This window comes from Pseudomonas sp. NA-150 (genome assembly GCF_044336365.1).
GTDB lineage: Bacteria > Pseudomonadota > Gammaproteobacteria > Pseudomonadales > Pseudomonadaceae > Aquipseudomonas.
On sequence record NZ_CP172305.1, the window covers coordinates 2,004,668 to 2,024,292 of the forward strand.

22 protein-coding genes and 1 pseudogene are annotated in these 19,625 nt (G+C 56.8%); 22 read left to right on the forward strand and 1 reads right to left on the reverse strand.

The window, feature by feature from the left end; translation table 11 throughout:
• The first annotated feature begins 9 nt into the window (after positions 1-9).
• The 20 genes and pseudogenes from ACF0H7_RS09600 to ACF0H7_RS09695 all read left to right on the forward strand — a co-directional run bounded on the left by ACF0H7_RS09600 (position 10) and on the right by ACF0H7_RS09695 (position 17,054).
• A complete protein-coding gene (locus ACF0H7_RS09600; protein WP_397452522.1) occupies positions 10-1,005 on the forward strand; it encodes a major capsid protein in 996 nt (331 codons plus the stop codon).
• A gap of 2 nt (positions 1,006-1,007) precedes the next feature.
• Entirely contained in the window at positions 1,008-1,328 is a 321-nt protein-coding gene (locus ACF0H7_RS09605; RefSeq protein WP_397452523.1) for a hypothetical protein, read from the forward strand.
• Positions 1,325-1,990, forward strand: coding sequence for a hypothetical protein (locus tag ACF0H7_RS09610; protein WP_397452524.1), 666 nt, complete (start codon positions 1,325-1,327; stop codon positions 1,988-1,990). The genes ACF0H7_RS09605 and ACF0H7_RS09610 overlap by 4 nt, the downstream gene beginning before the upstream one ends.
• Positions 1,983-2,513, forward strand: a complete 531-nt coding sequence (locus ACF0H7_RS09615; RefSeq protein ID WP_397452525.1) for a hypothetical protein — start codon at positions 1,983-1,985, stop codon at positions 2,511-2,513. The genes ACF0H7_RS09610 and ACF0H7_RS09615 overlap by 8 nt, the downstream gene beginning before the upstream one ends.
• Positions 2,513-3,094: a phage baseplate assembly protein V gene (locus ACF0H7_RS09620; RefSeq protein WP_397452526.1), complete on the forward strand. Its 582-nt coding sequence runs from the start codon at positions 2,513-2,515 to the stop codon at positions 3,092-3,094. The genes ACF0H7_RS09615 and ACF0H7_RS09620 overlap by 1 nt, the downstream gene beginning before the upstream one ends.
• Positions 3,095-3,152: 58 nt before the next feature.
• Positions 3,153-3,398, forward strand: coding sequence for a hypothetical protein (locus ACF0H7_RS09625; protein WP_397452527.1), 246 nt, complete (start codon positions 3,153-3,155; stop codon positions 3,396-3,398).
• 5 nt (positions 3,399-3,403) lie between these two features.
• Positions 3,404-3,730, forward strand: coding sequence for a GPW/gp25 family protein (locus tag ACF0H7_RS09630; RefSeq protein ID WP_397452528.1), 327 nt, complete (start codon positions 3,404-3,406; stop codon positions 3,728-3,730).
• Positions 3,727-4,635, forward strand: coding sequence for a baseplate J/gp47 family protein (locus ACF0H7_RS09635; RefSeq protein WP_397452529.1), 909 nt, complete (start codon positions 3,727-3,729; stop codon positions 4,633-4,635). The genes ACF0H7_RS09630 and ACF0H7_RS09635 overlap by 4 nt, the downstream gene beginning before the upstream one ends.
• Positions 4,610-5,215, forward strand: coding sequence for a phage tail protein I (locus ACF0H7_RS09640; protein WP_397452530.1), 606 nt, complete (start codon positions 4,610-4,612; stop codon positions 5,213-5,215). The genes ACF0H7_RS09635 and ACF0H7_RS09640 overlap by 26 nt, the downstream gene beginning before the upstream one ends.
• On the forward strand, positions 5,212-7,065 hold the full coding sequence (locus ACF0H7_RS09645; protein ID WP_397452531.1) for a phage tail protein: 1,854 nt from the start codon (positions 5,212-5,214) through the stop codon (positions 7,063-7,065). Before ACF0H7_RS09640 ends, ACF0H7_RS09645 begins: the two co-directional genes overlap by 4 nt.
• Positions 7,062-7,595 (forward strand): phage tail protein, encoded by a 534-nt coding sequence (locus ACF0H7_RS09650; RefSeq protein WP_397452532.1) that lies wholly within the window; start codon positions 7,062-7,064, stop codon positions 7,593-7,595. The genes ACF0H7_RS09645 and ACF0H7_RS09650 overlap by 4 nt, the downstream gene beginning before the upstream one ends.
• A 96-nt stretch (positions 7,596-7,691) precedes the next feature.
• The gene (locus ACF0H7_RS09655) at positions 7,692-8,864 is read left to right on the forward strand and encodes a phage tail sheath subtilisin-like domain-containing protein (protein WP_397452533.1); all 1,173 of its coding nucleotides are present in this window, start codon (positions 7,692-7,694) and stop codon (positions 8,862-8,864) included.
• Positions 8,865-8,876: 12 nt separating this feature from the next.
• Complete coding sequence (locus ACF0H7_RS09660; RefSeq protein ID WP_397452534.1) at positions 8,877-9,380, forward strand: phage major tail tube protein; 504 nt, start codon at positions 8,877-8,879, stop codon at positions 9,378-9,380.
• Between the two features lie 11 nt (positions 9,381-9,391).
• Entirely contained in the window at positions 9,392-9,703 is a 312-nt protein-coding gene (locus ACF0H7_RS09665; protein WP_397452535.1) for a phage tail assembly protein, read from the forward strand.
• 149 nt (positions 9,704-9,852) lie between these two features.
• Complete coding sequence (locus ACF0H7_RS09670) at positions 9,853-12,210, forward strand: phage tail tape measure protein (protein ID WP_397452536.1); 2,358 nt, start codon at positions 9,853-9,855, stop codon at positions 12,208-12,210.
• Between the two features lie 12 nt (positions 12,211-12,222).
• Entirely contained in the window at positions 12,223-13,068 is an 846-nt protein-coding gene (locus tag ACF0H7_RS09675) for a phage tail protein (protein ID WP_397452537.1), read from the forward strand.
• The gene (locus tag ACF0H7_RS09680; protein WP_397452538.1) at positions 13,043-13,249 is read left to right on the forward strand and encodes a tail protein X; all 207 of its coding nucleotides are present in this window, start codon (positions 13,043-13,045) and stop codon (positions 13,247-13,249) included. Before ACF0H7_RS09675 ends, ACF0H7_RS09680 begins: the two co-directional genes overlap by 26 nt.
• A 72-nt stretch (positions 13,250-13,321) precedes the next feature.
• Positions 13,322-14,582 (forward strand): annotated as a pseudogene (locus ACF0H7_RS09685) (IS256 family transposase).
• A 466-nt stretch (positions 14,583-15,048) separates the two neighbouring features.
• Complete coding sequence (locus tag ACF0H7_RS09690; RefSeq protein ID WP_397452539.1) at positions 15,049-15,813, forward strand: hypothetical protein; 765 nt, start codon at positions 15,049-15,051, stop codon at positions 15,811-15,813.
• Between the two features lie 197 nt (positions 15,814-16,010).
• Positions 16,011-17,054 carry a phage late control D family protein gene (locus ACF0H7_RS09695; RefSeq protein ID WP_397452540.1) on the forward strand — a complete coding sequence of 348 codons (1,044 nt, stop codon included), beginning with the start codon at positions 16,011-16,013 and terminating at the stop codon, positions 17,052-17,054.
• Positions 17,055-17,237: 183 nt separating this feature from the next.
• On the opposite strand, the gene ACF0H7_RS09700 is transcribed toward ACF0H7_RS09695, so the two are convergent.
• A complete protein-coding gene (locus ACF0H7_RS09700) occupies positions 17,238-17,687 on the reverse strand; it encodes a helix-turn-helix domain-containing protein (protein WP_397452541.1) in 450 nt (149 codons plus the stop codon).
• 145 nt (positions 17,688-17,832) lie between these two features.
• On the opposite strand from ACF0H7_RS09700, the gene ACF0H7_RS09705 reads away from it, so the two are divergent.
• A complete protein-coding gene (locus ACF0H7_RS09705) occupies positions 17,833-18,198 on the forward strand; it encodes a hypothetical protein (RefSeq protein ID WP_397452542.1) in 366 nt (121 codons plus the stop codon).
• A gap of 303 nt (positions 18,199-18,501) precedes the next feature.
• Positions 18,502-19,065 (forward strand): glycoside hydrolase family 19 protein, encoded by a 564-nt coding sequence (locus tag ACF0H7_RS09710; RefSeq protein ID WP_397452543.1) that lies wholly within the window; start codon positions 18,502-18,504, stop codon positions 19,063-19,065.
• The last annotated feature ends 560 nt before the right edge of the window (positions 19,066-19,625 follow it).

The following is a 19,625-nucleotide window of genomic DNA, read 5'->3' on the forward strand; positions in this document are numbered from 1 at the left end:
ATTACTCACATGGCCGAGATGGGCATTTTTGATGACGAAGCGTTCTCCGTGACGTCGCTGACGGCTGCTATCAACGAGCAACCCTATTTGCCGGGTCGCATCGGCAGCCTTGGACTTTTTCAGGAAGAAGGCATCACTACCCTGACCGTGCAGGTCGAAAAGGATGGCGACACTCTGGCGCTGGTTCCTGCGGGCGAGCGAGGTAGTTCCGGTCTGGTGGTCAATGCCAGTAAGCGCAACTTGATCCCATTCAACACCGTGCATTTGCCGGAACGCTTCACCATCACGGCGGATCAAGTGCAGAGCATTCGCGCATTCGGTACCCGCAGCGAATTACAGGCTGTACAGGACGTGGTCAACGCCCGGCTTGCCAAGGCTCGTCGGCAGTTGGATGTCACCCATGAGTTTCAGCGCATGGGCGCTCTGAACGGCCAGGTCCTGGATGCTGACGGCAAGACGGTATTGCTCGATATCTACGACCGATTTGGCGTCGAACGGCAAACGCTGCGCATGGGCCTGGATGACCAAGGAACGGAACTGCGGATCAGCTGCGGAGAAGCTTTGGACATGCAGGAAGACGCCCTCGGGAGCATTACCAGTAGCGGTTCCCGAGCCTTCTGCGGCAAGAATTTCTGGAACAAGTTGGTCGTTCATAAATCGGTCAAGGAAACATACCTCAACTCGCTACAGGCAGCCGCTTTACGCGGTGATGCGCGGGAAAGCTTTGAGTTTGGCGGCATTGTCTGGGAGCGTTATCGCGGTAAGGTCGCCGGGATTTCCTTTGTCCATGATGACAAGGCGCTGCTGGTCCCCGAAGGCGTCCCTGATTTGTACATCTCGGTCTTCGCACCTGCCGACTACATGGAAACGGTGAACACCCAAGGCATTCCCTACTACAGCAAGCTGGAGCCGCTGCCTTTCAACAAGGGGGTTGCCGGTGAGGCGCAATCCAACCCGCTGCACCTGTGCACTCGACCACGGGCACAGATCTTGTTGGAGATCTGACCATGAGCTTCCGTGACCTGGTGGCCGAGATTGATGCGGTGGTGTTTGACACGCTGTCCGATGTCGGCCGCATCGAAGGCCGATCCGAGCCAGTCCTCGGCATGTTCTCTGTGCCCTGGTTGCAGCCGAAGGTTGGACGGTTGGGGACCGGCTTGCGTGAACCCAATTTCGTCATCCGCGTCGCCGATGCGGTAGGCCTGGAAAAGGGCATGCTGGTTTCTATTGATCTCCCTGAGATGGATGGCGGTGGCGAATACGATCTGGTGCGACCGGAGCCGAGCGGCGACGGTCTGGTGGCCTTGATTCTGAGGATGCGGGCATGAGCGTAGGCAGCTTCAGTGAAAGCAAACGCAATGGCGGGATGCTCACTATCCAGCCATCGACGGCGCATCTGCAGGCGATGGCTGAGTTCGCAAAACAGGTACCCAAAGCAGCCGCGGCGGCGCAGCGTCGCGCGATCAACAAGACGTTGAATTGGCTGCGTACTCACACCTCTCGAGCTGTGGCCAGGCAAGAGCGGATCGCGGTGGGTGCTGTGCGGCAGCGATTGCGCAGTTACCCGGTAACTGGCAGCGCAATGCGCGGCAAGCTCTGGTTTGGCATCAACCCATTGGAGGCAAGTCGCACCGGTCGGCCTCGGCAAAGCGGCACGGGTGTTTCTGTGGCCGGACGGCGTTATCGCGGTGCGTTCCACAAACGGGTTTATGGCGCAAATGCCGATATCTGGATTCGCACGGCGAGCAAGCATTTCTCTGCCGGCGACTATCCAGACAGTCGGGTGACGGCGCGACGTGGCGGTAGCTCGGGCTGGATCGCGGAAAACGACAGCCGCTTTCCGTTGGCCAAAGCCAAAGTATCGCTGGAAGACGTGAGGCCGCACTTCGAAACCTGGGTGCGTCGTGCGGATGAGCGTCTGCTGGAAGTACTCAAGCAAGAGTTTAACTACGAACTGCACAAATACCTGAAGGGAGGCGGCCGTGTCTGATCAACCATTTAGTCTGGACCAGCTCTACGGGGCCATTGAGCAGCACCTGCTGAAAAGCCTGTCTGGCTTGGCGTCAGTTGAAATATGGCCGGAAATTACGGGCAGCAGCATTGCCTTGCCCGCAGTAATCCTTGAGCTCTCAGAAATGGAGCCGGGCGTGGAAATCGGTACCGGTGAGACGAGCCTGGTCTGCAAGTTTGAGGCAAGGATCGTTGTTGACCCGATCAAGGACCACCACAACCAGCAAGCCGTGCAGTTAGCCTCGCAATGTGCGGTCGCGCTTCGGGCGCAAACCTGGGGGCTGCCGGTAGAGCCCGCCGAGTTTGTCAGGGCCGGGCAAGACTGGACTCAACCCGACCTCGACGGCTACACGGTGTGGCTGGTGGAGTGGACTCAACAGATCTACCTCGGTGAGCAAAGCTGGCCATGGCCGAATGAGCCACCCGGCATCCTGGTCTTCGGTTTCAATGCCGACACCGGACCGGGCAATGAAGGGAAATACAAAGCGCCGGAGGATCTGTAATGAGCTATGCCACCGGCGAACTCGACCGCATGTTCGCGGCCATGATGATGCTGTGCGTGGTCGAAGAGCTGGACCTGACGGCCTCACCGCCGAAGGTGCGTGTCAGGCGTGGAGGTTGGATCAGTGCCTGGGTTCGTTGGCACAGCCAGGCTGCAGGCAAGGCACGGCATTGGCGAGTTCCGTCCAAGGGAGAGCAGGGCATGTTGCTCAGCCCGAGTGGTAACCCGGCCATGGGCACGTTCGTTCCTGGCCTGTATGGCGACGCCGGACCCGCACCCGACAACCGAGACCACGTGGAAGTGTGGAGCTTCGAGGACGGTGGCTCGCTGACCTACGATTGGCAAGCCGGGAGCTACACCATCGACCTGCCCACGGGCACCGTCAGCGTCAAGGTTGGGGGCTCCGAACTGGTAGTGACCGATGGGCAGGTAGAAATGCTTGCAGGGCAAATCACGCTGACCGGGCCAACCACTATCTCCGGTGCCGTCACCATTGACGGTCCGTTAACGGTCGCCGGAGACATCCTTGGTGGCGGCGCGATCATCGACACCACAGGCAACACCCCGAATCACGCTCATTGATTCACCGCTACTTTCAGCCCGCCGCGTGCGGGCTTTTTCATATCCGGAGTTCCCCTTTATGAGCAATGCCAAATTCGAAGGCCGAGCCAATGCGTCGGTTGAAAAAATCCTTGATGAACCCCCGGTGAAGGAAGTCCCGATAGATCCGGCCCCCGTGATTTATTGCGACAACGTATACACCTCCCGCACCTTGATTCTTCCAGACGGTCGAGCTGTCCCTGTCGCGAAAGGACGAATCGCAGCTGCTGACACCGTGCTGCTGGAATTCCTCAACCAACACGAAGACTTCAACCCGCTGGAGTAGTTGCCATGATCGGAATGGACCGCCGTTCTGGCCTGCCTATCTCCGGTATCGCGCATCTCAAGCAATCCATTGAAGACATTCTCGGCACTCCTCTGGGAAGTCGCCGCATGCGGCCGGACTACGGCAGCAAATTGCGGCGCTTCGTGGATTTGCCCGTCAGCGAAGGCTGGAAAGGCGCTGTGCAGGCAGAAGTGGCGCGGGCCTTGGGGCGTTGGGAGCCGCGCCTGCAGTTAAGCCGGGTCAACGTGGTTGCCGTGGTTGGCGGCCGTATCGATCTGCAACTGACAGGCAAGTACTTGGGCGAAGGGCTGATAGTGGAGGTATCCGCATGAGCACGGTCGACTTATCCAGCCTACCAGCGCCTCAAGTGCTGGAGGCTTTGGACTTCGAAGCCATATACGCCGAAGAACTGGCCACTTTTCGCCAGTACATGGGCGACAGCTGGACCGCCGCGCTTGAGAGTGACCCCGTGGTCAAGCTGTTGGAGCTGGGAGCGTACCGACGCCTGCTGAACCGGGCGCGGGTCAACGATGGCGCCAAGGCGTTGCTGTTGGCCTATGCAGAAAAGTCGGACCTCGATCATTTGGCGGCCAACGTCAAGCTCAAGCGGCTGGTGATTCAGGCGGAGAACAAGCTCAGCGTGCCACCGACCGAAAAGGTCATGGAATCCGACGATGCCCTGCGTGAACGGATTCAGTTGGTTTACGAAGGGCTGACCACGGCGGGGCCTCGTAGCAGCTACATCCTGCATGCTCGCAACGCCTCAGGTCTGGTCGGTGATGTAACGGCCGAAAGCCCGGCGCCGGCCGAGGCGGTGATCACGGTGTTGAACATCAACGGTCCGGGTGAGGCTGATCAGGACCTGCTGGATATCGTCGCGGCCCATCTCAATGACGACGACATCCGTCCGGTAGCAGATCGGGTCACGGTGTGCAGTGCAGAGGTTTTGCCCTACCGGATTGAGGCTGAGCTCTACATGGAAGGCGTCGGCTCGGAAAACGAAGCGATCCTCGCTGAATGCGAACGACGCCTGGGCGCCTGGATCAATCCACGGCGACGCTTGGGGTTGGAAGTGGCGCGCTCCGGCGTTGACGCACGACTGCATATCAGCGGTGTCCGCAGGGTCGAGCTGACTGGATGGAAAGACCTCGCTCCGGGCAAGCATCAAGCGGCCTATTGCACGGGCTTCACCGTCAGATTGGGGGCTCAAAATGAACAGCTTGTTACCCCTGAATAGTACGCAGCTTGAGCGCGCTATTGAGGTGGCAATTGCCGAGCAGACCGAAGTTCCACTGCGCACCTTGTACAACCCGGACACCTGCCCGACGCATCTTCTGCCCTGGCTGGCCTGGGCGTGGTCGGTTGACCGTTGGGATAGCAACTGGTCCGAGTCGGTCAAGCGAGCCGCCATTCGCTCATCGTTCCACGTGCATGCCTACAAAGGCACCATCGGTGCTCTGCGTCGTGTCGTTGAACCACGAGGTTATCTGATCGATATCACCGAGTGGTGGCAGACCGAGCCGTCCGGTGTACCGGGCACCTTTTCCCTGGAAGTCGGCGTACTCGACACCGGCATTACCGACGAGATGTATCAGGAACTGACCTGGCTGATCGATGACGCCAAACCCCTGACCCGCGAGCTCACCGGTCTAGTCATCAGCCTGGGCACCACGGGCACGATTTACGTCGGTGCCTGTGTCTACGAAGGCGACGAAATAGACATTTACCCACCCGCCCAAGATGACATCGAGGTCACCGGCCTGATCGGCGTGAGCGGTTGTGAACACAGTATTGATACCCTGGACGTGTACCCATGATTAACCGGAACTCCAAATTTTTCGCCATTCTCACCGCCATCGGTGAAGCCAAACTGGCCAACGCCACGGCGCTTGGTATCCCCTGGCTCATCACTGAAATGGGCGTTGGCGATGCGAACAACACAGACCCAGTTCCCGATCGGCTGCAAACGGCACTGATCAATGAACAGCGCCGAGCGCCACTCAATCAACTTCGAGGAGACCCGGCGAACCCCGGTCTGCTGATCGCCGAGCAAGTCTTGCCGGCGAATGTCGGCGGGTGGTGGGTACGTGAGCTCGGCTTATACGACGCAGACGGTGATCTGGTGGCGGTGTGTAACTGCGCCCCCAGCTATAAGCCGCTGCTGGAGCAAGGCTCGGGTCGCACGCAAATTGTGCGAATGGTCTTTATCGTCAGCAGCACTGCGAACGTGGTGTTGAAGATCGATCCGAGCATCGTGTTGGCAACCCGTGAATACGTCGATTTGAAGGTGCTGAAGGAGGTCAATAAACAAGACTTCAAGAACTCGGTGCGTGTAGCGACAATCGCAGACATTGCTTTGGCCGGTTTGCAAACCGTGGATGATGTGGCGCTGGTGGAAGATGATCGGGTACTGGTTAAAGACCAGAAACTGCCCGAGGAAAATGGCCTCTACATCGTTTCCAGCGGCGCTTGGGTGCGAACGCAGGATGCCGACAGTAGCCTCGAAGTGACAGCAGGGTTGTGCGTTCCGGTTGAAATCGGCTCCGTCAATGGCGGTAGTCTTTGGCAACTAGTCACCGGAGGGACCATCACGTTGGGTACCACAGGCTTGTCCTTTGGGAGGGTATCGGGCAGGACCGGCGTGGCACCGGGTACCTACAACCGTTTGACGGTGGACGCGCGAGGGCAGGTGTTGGCTGGCGAGAGCATCGACTCGGTGGATGGTTATGGGCTTGGTAGCGAGCTCGCATTACCGATTCAGATGCTTCCGTTGCCGACCGTGGCGAGTGCAGACGGTCGAATTCCCGTCAGCGCGGTTGCGTTGGCCAAGCAAGGTGGCCAGGTCTCTATCGAAGCCGGGACGGTCATTGGCATTGGTCAAACAGTAGGATCTGACCTACTGGCGCGGCTTCGGAATTTCACCACGGCCAAATGGACCAGTCCGCAACTGGACGCCAACAGTGAATATTACCTACGGGCGCAGGTCACCAAGGGAACACTACGGATCTATACGCAGAAAGGCTCTCTGTTTGACCCGACGCCGGCGACGTACAAAGGTACACAGGGCGGAGTCAGCGGAGGCGGGTTTGCATCAACGCCGGTAGATATCTGCATCGCCCAGGTAAAGACCGGCGCGCTGGGAACAACTGCGCAGGTGCGTCTGGATTACAACCTGGTACGTCCGAGCTGGACCAAAAACCTCAATGGTAATGGTGTGATTTATCTGCCGCTGGATCCTCATGCGCGGGGCGCTCGTATGGTGGCCTCTAACATAGTGCCGGCCTCAGGGGGGCTGATTACGTCTGTGGGATTTAGTAGTTTCGAATGGTTGGGTGGTAATTACACGCTTATGACGCCTGGCGCTGCATCCGTGAGTGGCTATGCCGGCGGGTGGGCAAATCCGACGGCTGTACAAGTATTTACCAACGATACGATCAACGACATCACAGTCACGACATTGACGGCCAGTTTTGACCATACAGTCCACCGTTCACTTTGGCAGAGCTATCAAGTCGAGCACACCTACGGGTCCACAGAGGCGATCCGCGATGAACTGTTATCGAGCATGGGCATGAAGTCGCATTCCCAAACTGACTACGACACAGGCATTGCGCTCAACTTCACCGACGCCGTGAACGTACATGTCACCTGGGAGCTGATCCGATGATAGTGATACCTGACCTTCACCAGATCGATGGTGAATTACGACAGCCCCCGCCAACCCCGGCACATCGCTGGACCGGCACTGAATGGGTTTTCGATCCAGACAAACAGACAGAGCTGAATCAGCTGGAGTGTTTGAAGCTTTGCGCGGCTATTGATGCCGTTGCAGATGCAACCCGTCATGCCATCGCAGGCGACGCCTTGAGAGTGCTGGAGTACGAGCAAGCCGCTCGGGACGCTAAAGCGTTTCAAGAAGGTGGTTTTCCCTCCGGCGAAGTGCCGTTATCCGTTGCGGCGTGGGTCGTCAATGATCGAACCGCGCGACAGGCCGCTGAAGACATTCTGACAAAGGCATCAATCCTCAACGATGCTGTATTGAGGATCAGGACGGTGCGCTTACAAGGTAAGGAAGCGTTGCGTCTGGAAATGAGCAAGGGCAATGTCGATGCCGCGCGGCAATTGGCGGATGAGACCATTACTCAAATTAACCGCTTAAGTCACGAACTGGCGCCGCCACTCAACCTTCGTCAATAACGCCCCGCAACGTCGGGGCTTTTTATATCCGAACTCGACACACCATCCTCAAAGCCCCGCACTACGGGGCTTTGTCGTTTCAGGAGATTGCTCCCTATGAGTTTTTTTCACGGCGTCACCGTCAGCCTGGTTGATACCGGGGCCAGAGTTATTGCGCTGCCATCCACGTCCATTATTGGACTGTGCGACACCTTCAATCCCGCGGCCACCGGTATCGCACCGACTGCCGCGGCAAATCAGCCGGTACTGATTACACGCGAGAGCGAAGCCGTTGCTGCCTGGGGTGAAGATTCCGCTATCACCAAAGCTGCCAAAGCCATCTTCATCCGCTCCAAGGCGGTGATTGTCGGTGTCGGGGTTAAACAGCTTGAAGATGCAGCCGCACAGACCTCCGCCATTATCGGCGGGGTGCTGGCATCGGGTCAGCGTACCGGCCTGCAAGCCCTGCTGGACGGCAAGAGCCGGTTCAACGCTCAACCGCGATTGCTGATCGCGCCCAAGCATTCGGCTACGCAGGCGGTGGCCACTGCGATGGATGCCCTGGCTGCGAAGTTGCGTGCGGTGGGCATTGTCGACGGTCCTAACACCACTGACGAGGAGGCCATGGAGTACGCGAAGAACTTCGGCAGCAAGCGCGTGTTCCTGGTCGACCCAGGTGTGCAGATGTGGGACACCGGGCTGAGTAAAACGGTGGATGCACCGGCCTCCGCCTGGACTGCAGGCCTGTTCGCTTGGACCGATTCCGAGTACGGCTTTTGGGCATCGCCCTCGAACAAAGAGTTCGTCGGCATCACTGGCACCACACGCCCTGTCGAATTTCTCGACGGCGACGAAACCTGCCGGGCGAACCTGCTCAACAACGCCAATATCACCACCATCATTCGCGATGAAGGTTATCGGCTATGGGGCAACCGCACCTGCTCCAGCGATCCGAAGTGGGCGTTTGTCACTCGGGTTCGCACGCTGGATATCGTCATGGACGCGATCCTGTTTGGGCATAAATGGGCGGTCGACCGCTCCATCACCAAGACCTACGTCAAGGACGTTACCGAGGGTCTCGAGAACTTCATGCGTGACCTGAAAAATCAGGGGGCAATCATCAATTTTGAGGTGTTTGCCGATCCCGATTTGAACACCGCCAGTCAGCTGGAGCAGGGCAAGGTCTACTGGAACATTCGGTTTACCGATGTGCCACCTGCGGAAAACCCCAACTTCCGCGTTGAAGTCACCAATCAATGGCTGACCGAAGTTCTCGACACCAACGCCTAAGGAGGCCGATCAATGATTCCGCAAATGCTCTATGACACCAACCTGTTCGTCGACGGCGTCAGTTTCAACGGTGATGTGCCGCAGTTGAGCTTGCCCAAGCTGACCGTCAAAACGGATGACTATCGTGGCGGGGGCATGGCCGGTCCCATCGAAATGGACATGGGGCTGGAGAAGATGGAGGCCTCATTCACCACACATGGCGTGCGGCGCGAGGGGCTGAGGTTTTTCGGCTTGGCCGACCAGACCGCATTCAACGGCGTTTGGCGCGGTGCCTTTCGAGGACAGAAGGGCGCGGTCACGGCCGTCGTTGCGTCCATTCGCGGCATGCTCAAAGAGGTCGACCCAGGTGATTGGAAACCGGGCGATAAAGGTGAATTCAAATACGCCATCGCCACCAGCTATTACAAGCTCGAGGTGGATGGCCGCCTTTTGTATGAAATCGACATGGTCAACAGCGTCCGCGTGATCGATGGGGTTGATCAGTTGGCGGCAGTACGTCAGGCCCTGGGCCTTTAAGGAGAAACAGAATGTCCAATTTGAAAGCAAAAAACGAACTGCCCACTTGGTTGAAATTAACAGACGAGTCTGCCTGCATAACCCTCTCGTGTCCCAGCGAGGTCAACGGCGTGAAGGTCGACACACTGACCATGCGCTCGCCGAAAGTTAAAGATGTCAGGGCCGCTGAGACCGTGAGCAAAGTGGATTCTGATCAACGCGAACTGACGCTGTTTTCCAGTCTGCTCGAGGCCGGCCAAAAAGACGTGGAGGAGCTGACCGTCAAGGATTACAACCGACTGCAGGCTGCCTACTTTCGCCTGGTCAATGACGACGGGGTTTAACGCAGGGCTGCTGAAGCTGGTCGCAAAACGGCTAGCCCGGGAACTCCATTTTTCTGCCGCCGAGATCGAATCAATGCGGTTTTCCGACATGGTCTGGTGGCTCACCGATTGAGCCGCCGCTGTCGTTCTCTTTGCTTCACGGGTACTCCATGGCGAACACTCTTTCCTTGGGGCTGGTCATCGGCGGTGCCGTTAGCCCCTCCATCGGCAATGCATTCAAGAATGTGGAAAGCCGTATAAAGCGCTTGAGCGAGCAGGGCGCTAAAGCACGGGTTCTGCAAAGTACTATCGGCGAAACCATGCGTCTGCGAGACGAATGGAAAAAGGCGCATGACGCTGGAATCGATGGGGCTGACAAGCTGCGAGGAAAGCTTGACCGCAACCTGGGTCTTCTCAAAGATCAAGGCGTCGAGGTGCGTAATCTCAGCCGGGCCTACCAGACACTTGGCAACGCAGCCCGTGGCTCAGAGCTCAAGGCACTGGGCCACTCGCAGATCAGCCAAGGTAAGGCCGGCATGCGCAGCACACTCGGGATGGCCGCTGCGACGACTGCATCGCTGGCCATACCGACGAAAATATCCGGCGATTATCAGGCCCAGATTCGGCAAATGGCGATCTGGGCGCATACCGCCGGCACGGCCGACGAGGCCGCGCTGGCCAAGGGCATCAGCGAGGTCGCCAAGGCTAAAGGCATGGGGCAGCAGAAGTTGGCCGCTGCCATCGCCGGTTTGATCGAGAAGGGTGTCGACTGGGAGGAGTCGCTGGATTACGCGCCGCTGGTTGCCGACCTTGTTGATGGTCAGGGCATGGAAGAAACAACCATTGCCACGCTGATCAAGGCCTTCAAGGTCGCAGGCATTGAGCAAAAGGATATGGGCGCGATTCTTGGCCAAGTGGCTGCAGCCGGCGATATTGGCGCTTTCGGGCCGAAGGAAATGGCCAAGTACCTGCCGAGTCTGCTGGGCACCATTAACCGCTTGGGCATGGAAGGGCCGGAGGCCGTGCGCTTTTTAGGGGCCAGCCTGCAATCGCAGTATGACCAGACCCAGGATGCTGCAGCGGCAGCCACCAACATGGATAACCTGCTGAATGCGGTCATCAGCAGTACCAGTCAGGAGCGATTCGCCAAGGAAGGCTTCGACCTGACCAGTTCGCTGATCGCAGCGCAGAAGGCGGGTAAAGCCTCCAACCCGGTCGACGCATTCATCCTGCTCAGCGAGCAATTGATCAGGCGCCAGGACCCTGCCAAAGCGCAAAAAATGGACCAGCTCAAGGCTAAGATCCTCGCCGCCAAAGATGGCAGCGCGGAAGAGGATCAAGCGTTTGTCGCCTTGATGCAGGCCTCCGGGCTGGCGAGCGTCGTCAGCGATAAAAGTGCCAGCGCCGGCCTGCTTGCCCAGATCAAATCGGGCGCCAAGATCAAGGCCGACATGGCGGAAATCAAAGCAACGGACGGTCGAACCAAGATCGAGCAAGATGCCGCCAAAGCTCGGGAGACCTCCAACGCGAAGTGGTCGACAGCCACCGACAGCATGGCGGCGATGATGGTGAGCATCGGTGATGCAGTACGGCCCATTACCAACCTGGTGACCGATGGGTTGAGCAGCCTGGGGTACGGATTGAGCAGCTTGTGTGAGAAATATCCGGGGCTGATCAGAGGCACGACGTTGTTAGCGGGCGGGGTAGTCGCGGCCGGGTTGGCGTTGAACGCCTTCAAAATTGGCAAAGGGCTGATGAACCTGGGTCGCGGTTCTCTGATCGGTAACCCCAACGTCGTGCAACTCGTACGCGTGGTGAACTCGGCAGGCCTTACGGGTAGTGGTGAAAGCAGCGGCGGTCGCGGCAACAAGGGAAAAGGCAAAGCTCGGACGCCTGGCATTGGAGCTGGGCGCTACATCAAAGGCGCCGGTGTGTTGTCGGCAGTGTCGGCGGGGCTGCAAGGGATCGATACCTACCAAAACGCAGAAACCCGAGATGAAAAAGCCGAGGGTTACGGCGACGCTGCCGGCACCTTCGCTGGCTCATTAGGCGGTGCAGCAATCGGGGCCGCAATTGGTACTGCGGTCCTGCCGGTGATCGGTACCGCAGTCGGCAGCATCATCGGCGGCATCATCGGTGCCTGGGGCGGCGGCGCGGCAGGGGGCTCACTCGGCAAGGCCATGTTCGGCAATGGCGGTCTTGACCGCATGCCAGCGCAAGGGCCGCTGATGCTGCCTAACGCCGGCTCACAGCTCGGTCCTCGATTGGGCGATGTTGCGCGCTCGTTCGAGAAACCCGCCGCCGCGCCTGGCGCACTACTGAAGTTCAAGCCTGTGGCCAAGACCACTCCGGCGAAGGTCGATCAGCGCCTGACGTTCGCACCCAAACTGGAAATCACCGTCCAGGGCGACGTCAAAGACCCGCAGCAACTGGCCGACGCGATGATGCCGTACCTGCAATCACAATTCGAAGAGTTCGCCCAGCAGGCGGAGCGGCGCAGCTTGTTTGATGCGCCGCATATCAATTAATACGGAGGGCACATGCCGTACATGGATCAGCTTCAATCCAGCTTCAAGTACCTGGTCGAGGCGGGCGAAACCGGGCGGCGCAACATCGATGGCATGCTCGGCCCGCTGAACAGCGCGATTGGCGATGTCACGGGGGCGGCTGGTGAGTTGGGCAGTTTGCCCGGCGTGCCGCCGGAGATGGGAGCCAAGCTTCAGCGGATGATGCGGGCCATTAACGCCGCTGAATCCAAGCTGGGCACGGTGCTTAACACCTATAGCCAAGCTACACGCGCGCTATCAGGCGTTGAGGGGCGTGTTGATGCGTTCAAAGCCCAGGCCAGCAACGTCGCGGCCGCTATCAACCAGATTGCCGGTCAAGTCAGTCCATCACTTGCGAATATTCTCCCGACTGGCCTCTTCACCACAGCCGCGACACCGCTGGCCGAGGCGGTCAAGCCGTTCCCCCATCTGCTCATCATGCAACCGTTGGGACCGAATACCCCACCGTACTATTTCAACCTGGACACCGCTGCTTTCGATGAACTCAGGCGCCAGACTGATTTCCGCTGGGCTTCGCAAGAGCGATTATCACGACGCCCAGCGCGGCAGGGGATCGGTCCGGGTGACGACAAAATAACGCTCAAGGGGGCCATCTACCCAAGCTTCAAAGGTGGGCTGGAACAACTGAACACCCTGCGCAGAATGGGCACCCAACTGGAGCCACTCAGCCTGACAACCGGGTTCGGCGTTGTGCTGGGCACTTGGTGCCTGAGCCGACTGGAAGAAGAGCAGAGCGCATTACTGCAGGGCGGCATCCCGCGCAAACAATCCTTTACCCTGGAGTTCAGCCGCTATGGCGACGATATGCAGAACGTCTGACGGCGACCTGCTCGACGTGTTGTGCAGCAACTACTATGGGCATCTCTCTGGCACTGTTGAGGCGGTTCTGGGTGCTAATCAAGGGTTGGCGGATGAGGCTCAGCCGTTGCGTGCTGGGGTGTTGATTGTGTTGCCTGATCTTGTAAAACCGGTGGTTGAGCAGGTGCAGTTGTGGGATTGAGCATGTCGCGGGCACTAGGGAGACTGTCAGAAATTTTGTGTTCGGGCATAACATGTCACCAGAGGTGCATTTATGCCGACCAAAAAGAAGTCCGCCAGTGCAACACCGAGGGAATTGCCCTCGATACCCAAAGAGCTGATTGATCAGTTCGTCCAAGGCCCGATGAGCGCCGCAGCCATTCAGGACGCCTCTATGGCGTTCAAAAAGGCGCTGATCGAGCGTGCGCTAGGCGCCGAACTGGGTCACCACCTTGGCTATCCTCAGGGCGCGGAGCGCCCTGAGGATTCAACCAACCAGCGCAATGGTAAAAGCGGTAAAACGGTACTGACCGATGACGGGCCACTTCGCCTGGATATCCCCAGAGACCGCGATGGCAGCTTCGCGCCGATCCTCATTCCCAAGCATGAGCGCCGATTTACAGGCTTTGATGACAAGATCATTGCCATGTACGCCCGAGGGATGACGGTGCGTGAGATACGCGCTTTCCTGTCCGAGCAGTATGGAACCGATGTGTCGCATGACTTCATCAGTTCAGTGACCGATGCTGTGCTGGAAGAGGTTGGCGCTTGGCAGCAACGCCCTTTAGAGCCTATGTACCCAGTCATCTTTTTTGATGCGCTGCGGGTCAAAATTCGCGACGAAGGCTTGGTGCGTAACAAGGCGGTGTACTTGGCACTGGGCGTGTTACCCGATGGCACACGAGATATTTTGGGCATCTGGATCGAAAGCACCGAGGGTGCCAAGTTCTGGATGAAGGTGTTCAACGACCTGAAGACTCGTGGTGTTGAAGATGTGCTGATCGCCGTCACAGACGGCCTTAAAGGGATACCAGAGGCCCTAGGGGCGGTGTTTCCTGCTACCACACTGCAAACCTGCATCGTGCATCTGATCCGCAACAGCCTGGACTATGCGGCTTGGGATAAACGTCGAGCACTGGCCAAGGCGCTCAAGCCGATTTATCAAGCCATTAACGCCGATATCGCTGAGCAGGAACTGAACGCCTTTGAGGCGGGGCCTTGGGGCAAGCAGTATCCGACTGTAGTTGCTGCTTGGCGTAGAGCCTGGGATCGAGTCATCCCGTTTTTTGTCTTCCCGGCAGGCATCCGAAAGGTGGTCTACACAACCAACGCCATCGAAAGCATCAACGCTCAGCTACGAAAGATCATCAAGACCCGAGGGCACTTCCCCACTGACGATGCAGCGACGAAGCTGATATGGCTGGGATTACGCAACATCACCGCTAACTGGGGTAACGCCAGCGCATGATTGGAAGGTGGCGATGAATCAATTTGCGATTCTCTATGGAGATCGATTTACCAGGCCGAGCTGGTAAAACAAAGGCCTGCCTGACGGCAGGCCACAACCAGCCCGAACACAAAAAATCTGACACTCCCGCACTAGGTCACCCTCGCTAACACGTCGACTGCCCCGATGAAAATTTCTTGGAAACTGTACGGACATGACCATCCTTTTGAATCGAACTTGACCAGCACACATCGTATCCACGCCCGGTAAAAGCCGATCCATAACTGCCTGGCTACCGTAGTCTATCGGTCAATAGCTGCTGTCGATATGGCTTAAAAATCACAGGTGACCATCAGTTGCGGCTCCTTGTTGTTGGCTTGGTGTCTGCTAAACAGTAGTCGGATTCAGTTCAGCTTCTCACGCTTCAACAAAAATCACATTTATAATGTTCCTGTCTGTTAATATTCCGCTACAATACAGTTCTTGCAAAATTATGATTTATGGTTTTATGGGGCCTACAGGCTAAAATTTTTCTTGGGTTAAGGGGGATTTAATTGATTGATGTTTTTGACTGGGCGACCCTCGGAAAATTCGCGCTCGCTATAGTTACTCTGGCATCTTTTGCATTAAAGTTGGCCGCAGATTTTTTCAAAAGCCGAGCGGCTAGAAGTTTAGTGCTACAAGCTGAGAAAGATGCATTTCACGTCTCGCCTGAGGACTTGGAGGCAGACACGGAGAAGCTGAAACATTCTTCAGAAACACTGGATCAACGAGCTAACGATATTAATGATCTAATAAAGAAGAATCGAGACTTGCTTCAGGCCGGCCGACTTTTCGATCTATATAATAAGCAAATAGAAAAATACCAAACAGAAACTCAAGCAAGAGCTGGTTGGTCGTTTATGTTCGCCATAATTTCGATGGTTGCCGGACTAGGCTTTATAGTCTTGGGAGGCATTCATGTGCTGACAAATCCTGGTTGGGAACACGTAGCTGCAGCTGCTACGATATCGGGAATCGGTGGCGCGGTCGCTGCGTTTATCACCAAAACCTTTTTGGACGTTCACCGCCTCTCTCTGAGTCAATTAAATCACTACTTTCGACAACCTGTTGTAAATGCTCATGTGCTTACTGGCCAACGTTTGGCGGATCAAATTGATGATCCGTCACTCCGGCAGCAGGCTTATCAGCAACTATTGATGCAGGTTGCTAGTCTTATCCACGAAGAAACCGTTCCGGCTAGTGCTAGTAGTTCAAAACAGCCAAAGCGTCAGTCGGCGAAGGGGAGGAGCCTAAGTGCAAAAACTTCAGAAGAGTAGTACGGCTCAATTTAACAACAATTGAATGATCTCGGTGTTTGTAGGTGTTTTAGAACTTCTGCAAACTGTCGATACCTACCTCTCATGGCTTTGACGTGTCCAATGCAGTTTCGGGTACTTTCGCTGAAAACTAGCTGAGCGCAATTTTCTCTAAACCCCGCATCCAGCGGGGTTTATTGTTTCTGGAGAACCGAAACATGAAACCCGCCTTTCGCATTGTCGCCGATGGGGCGGACATCACTGCGCTGATCAACGACCGCTTGATTCTGTTGCGCACCTTGGACAAGCCGGGAATGGAGTCGGATACGTTCGAGCTTCGGATCGATGATCGCGATGGGGCTGTGGCATTGCCCAAGCGCGGAGCAGGTATCGAGGTGTTCCTCGGTTATGCCGATACCTCGATGACCCGATTGGGCCGCTACACAGTAGATGAAGTTGAGGTGTCAGGCCCACCGGATACTATGGTGATTCGCGGTAAAGCCAGCGACATGCGCGGTAGCGGCAAGACCACCCGTAGCGGCAGTTGGGAGGAGGTCAGTCTTGCTCGTATTGTCGGCGACGTCGCTGCGCGCAACGGTTGGCAGGCGGCTTGTACCTCGGGTGTGCTGGTACCGCGAGCGGATCAGTTGGGTGAGTCCGATTTCAACTTCATCACCCGTTTGGCCAAGCAATATGATTTCTCGGCCAAAGTGGCTGATGGCAAGTTGTTGGTCATGCCTCGGCAAGCAGGGCTCAGTGCTGGTGGCAAGAGCCTCGGCGTTGTCACCCTCCGGCGCAGTGATGTCAGTCGCTGGCAGTTTCGCTTTGCCGACCGCTCCACTCAAGGGGCGGTCAAGGCTCACTATCAAGACCAGAAAAGCGGTGAGCTGGTGGTCCTGACTCTGGACAACGACGATTCCCCCGACGGGCTGCCACCTGTCCATACCGACCGGCATATCCACCCAAATAAATCTGCCGCTGAACAGGGCGCCAAGGCGCGGCTGGCAGCATTCAATCGTTCGACCGCGGCGGTTCGCCTGGAAATGCCCGGACGCACCGATCTATTCGCCGAGCGCTTGATTAATGCGCTCGACTTCAAGGAAGGGCTGGACGGCGAGTACCTGGTGGACTCTGTCGAGCAAACCTACACCCAGGCCGGTTGGAGCACGACGGTGGGGTGTAATGCGGGCAAGAATGGTAAGGCTAAGGCCGCTGGTAAACGCAAGAAAACATCGGGAGATTTGAAGGTGTTGGAGCTGTAGTGCGTAGTTGCATTGATTTGACCAGTAATCGTTGGCGTGATGACCGGTAAAAATTGGCCAAATAGCAGCGTATTGAGCTAAGTCGGATCAACCTTAGATGCCGGTCACGGCATCTAAGGAAGCTGCGGGTGATTCACTTAGAACGAGCGATGTGGGGCTGACAGTCTGGACTAATGATACAGCTTATTTTTTTTGATTCGGATCTCGTTTTTTCCATGAGAGGTAAGCAGCAGTTGCCGCACTGACGGCTATCCCTACTGGGCCAGGTATAAACGCGGCTACACCCAATCCGAGCAACTGAGAATTACTCAAGGATAAGGTAGATCCCTCGACTTGGAGTTCGTTTTTTGACAGCGAGACCTCTATGCCTTTGCTCTCCAATTCGCCAATAGCATTCTCACATTGCCGTATTAGCTCACTTAGTGGCGTGTCAAAAAAAACCGCAACACGAAGCATTTGATCCAGATTCAGGGCTGAATCCCCGCGCTCGATTCGAGACCACGTTGAGACAGTAACGCCTACAAACTCTGCCAACTCCGTCTGGGTGACCGCGGGTTCTCGGTTGGATCGAAGGGCAGTCACAACCACGCCAAAAATGTTCTGAAACGCTGTGGCCAGTTTAGGTTGAATCATGATCACCACCAATTTTCTCGTGGCTTAATACTAACATACGCAACCATTTGTGTGTTGGGGGAAAATTATTTTGTAGATAAATTTGCATGTAATGCAAATTGGTGTAGTCTGAGCCTAGCAATTAAGCCAAAGGGGAGTGACTTCAATGAATGATGAAAAAACGCAAAAATTGGGTGAAGCGATTGCAGCTACAGTTGGAGCAGGGGCGGGGGCCGGTATTGGCGCTGCGCTGGGGACATCGCTAGGTATAGCCGCCGCTGAGGCAGCGGCTGTCACCACACTCGCTGCGGCGGTTGGGTCAGGCGCTACAACAACAGCCGCACTTGCGGCGGCAGGGGGAGGAACTCTTGCGGCTGGAGGAACAGGGATTATTGGTGGTGTCGTCACCATCGCGGGCGGGAGCGCTGCGGCGGCTGTCCTTCCAATTGCTCTTTGTGCGGTTGGCCTTGCCTTGGTAGGAGGAGGTATTGGCCTTGGTGTATTCAAGCTCGCGAAAAAATTGTTGAAATAGACAGAAGGCTGGCATTTCCAGTGAATGAGCCGCCCCTGATTTTATCGATGTCTTGGCCGGCTGCATTTAGTCGCTGCGGTTTTTGAACGGTTAGCTGAAGTGCTCCACCTGACAGCCTCCAATAGCTCCATACACTGCAATCAGTTGGTCAGTGCCTATGTACTTGGTCAAGTCGACGCAATAGCTGTTCCGTCATGCCACCGAAAACCGCAGTATTTAATCGCTAATCGCTAATCGCTAATCGCTAATCGCTAACCACCCAATAGGCCCGCTTTGTGCGGGCCAATTGCAATAGGAGAGAAAATGTCAGTCACAGAAAAACAACTGCAAAGCATCATGCCTAACGCCCGCCACCAAGCGGGCGTTTTTGTTTCCGCTCTCAACGCTGCCATGATTCACCGGCAGATAAATACACCAGCACGCCAAGCTGCCTTCCTTGCGCAAGTCGGGCACGAGTCTGGGCATCTGCACTATGTCCGCGAACTGGGCAGCGACCATTACCTCAGCAAATACGATACCGGTGCCTTGGCTGCCAAATTGGGTAATACCCCGGAAGCTGATGGCGACGGCCAGCGCTACTGTGGTCGCGGGCTGATCCAGGTTACCGGTCGCAACAACTACCTCCGCTGCAGCTTGGCGTTGTTCGGCGACGAGCGATTGCTGCTTACGCCTGAGCTGCTGGAGCAGCCACAGTGGGCCGCGGAATCGGCTGCATGGTTTTGGTGGATCAACGAGCTTAATGCGCTCGCGGATCGAGGTGACTTCGAGAGTATCACTCGGAAAATCAACGGTGGTCTCAACGGCCAAGATGATCGGCTTCGGCTCTGGAATCGAGCGATGGAAGTCCTATGTCTCTCTTCGAACTGATACCGACCTCATACCGACTACTCACAGCCAGCGTGCTTATGGCTGCATTGATCAGTACCTCGGTAGCTGGCACCTGGAAGGTTCAGGGTTGGCGCTACGGCCAGAAACTAGAGCACCAAGCCCGTCTCCATGCGGACGCCCTCGGGCAAATATCCCGCGCCTCAAGCGCCCTCCAGCGCGCCGAGCAAGAGAAACGCTTAGCCCTCGAGCAGCGCCTACAAACCAACGATCAATCCCACCATCGAGCCCTTACCGATGCTCAAACCAATCAAACGCGGCTTCGTGACCGCCTTGCTACTGCTGACTTGCGGTTGTCAGTCCTACTCGAAGCCACCGATAACGGTAGCTGTGCAGTGCCAGCCGCCTCCACCTCCGAGCGCGTGGTTCATGGAGCCCAGAGAGCCCAGCTTGACCAAGCGCATACTCAACGAATTCTCGCCATCACCAGCGCTGGGGACGAAGGACTGATTGCCTTGAGGGCCTGCCAAGCCTACGTCAACGAGATAACGGCTACTGAGTAGGATAAATCTGAAAGTCCAAGCGAGCTTGTAGCGTGGCGT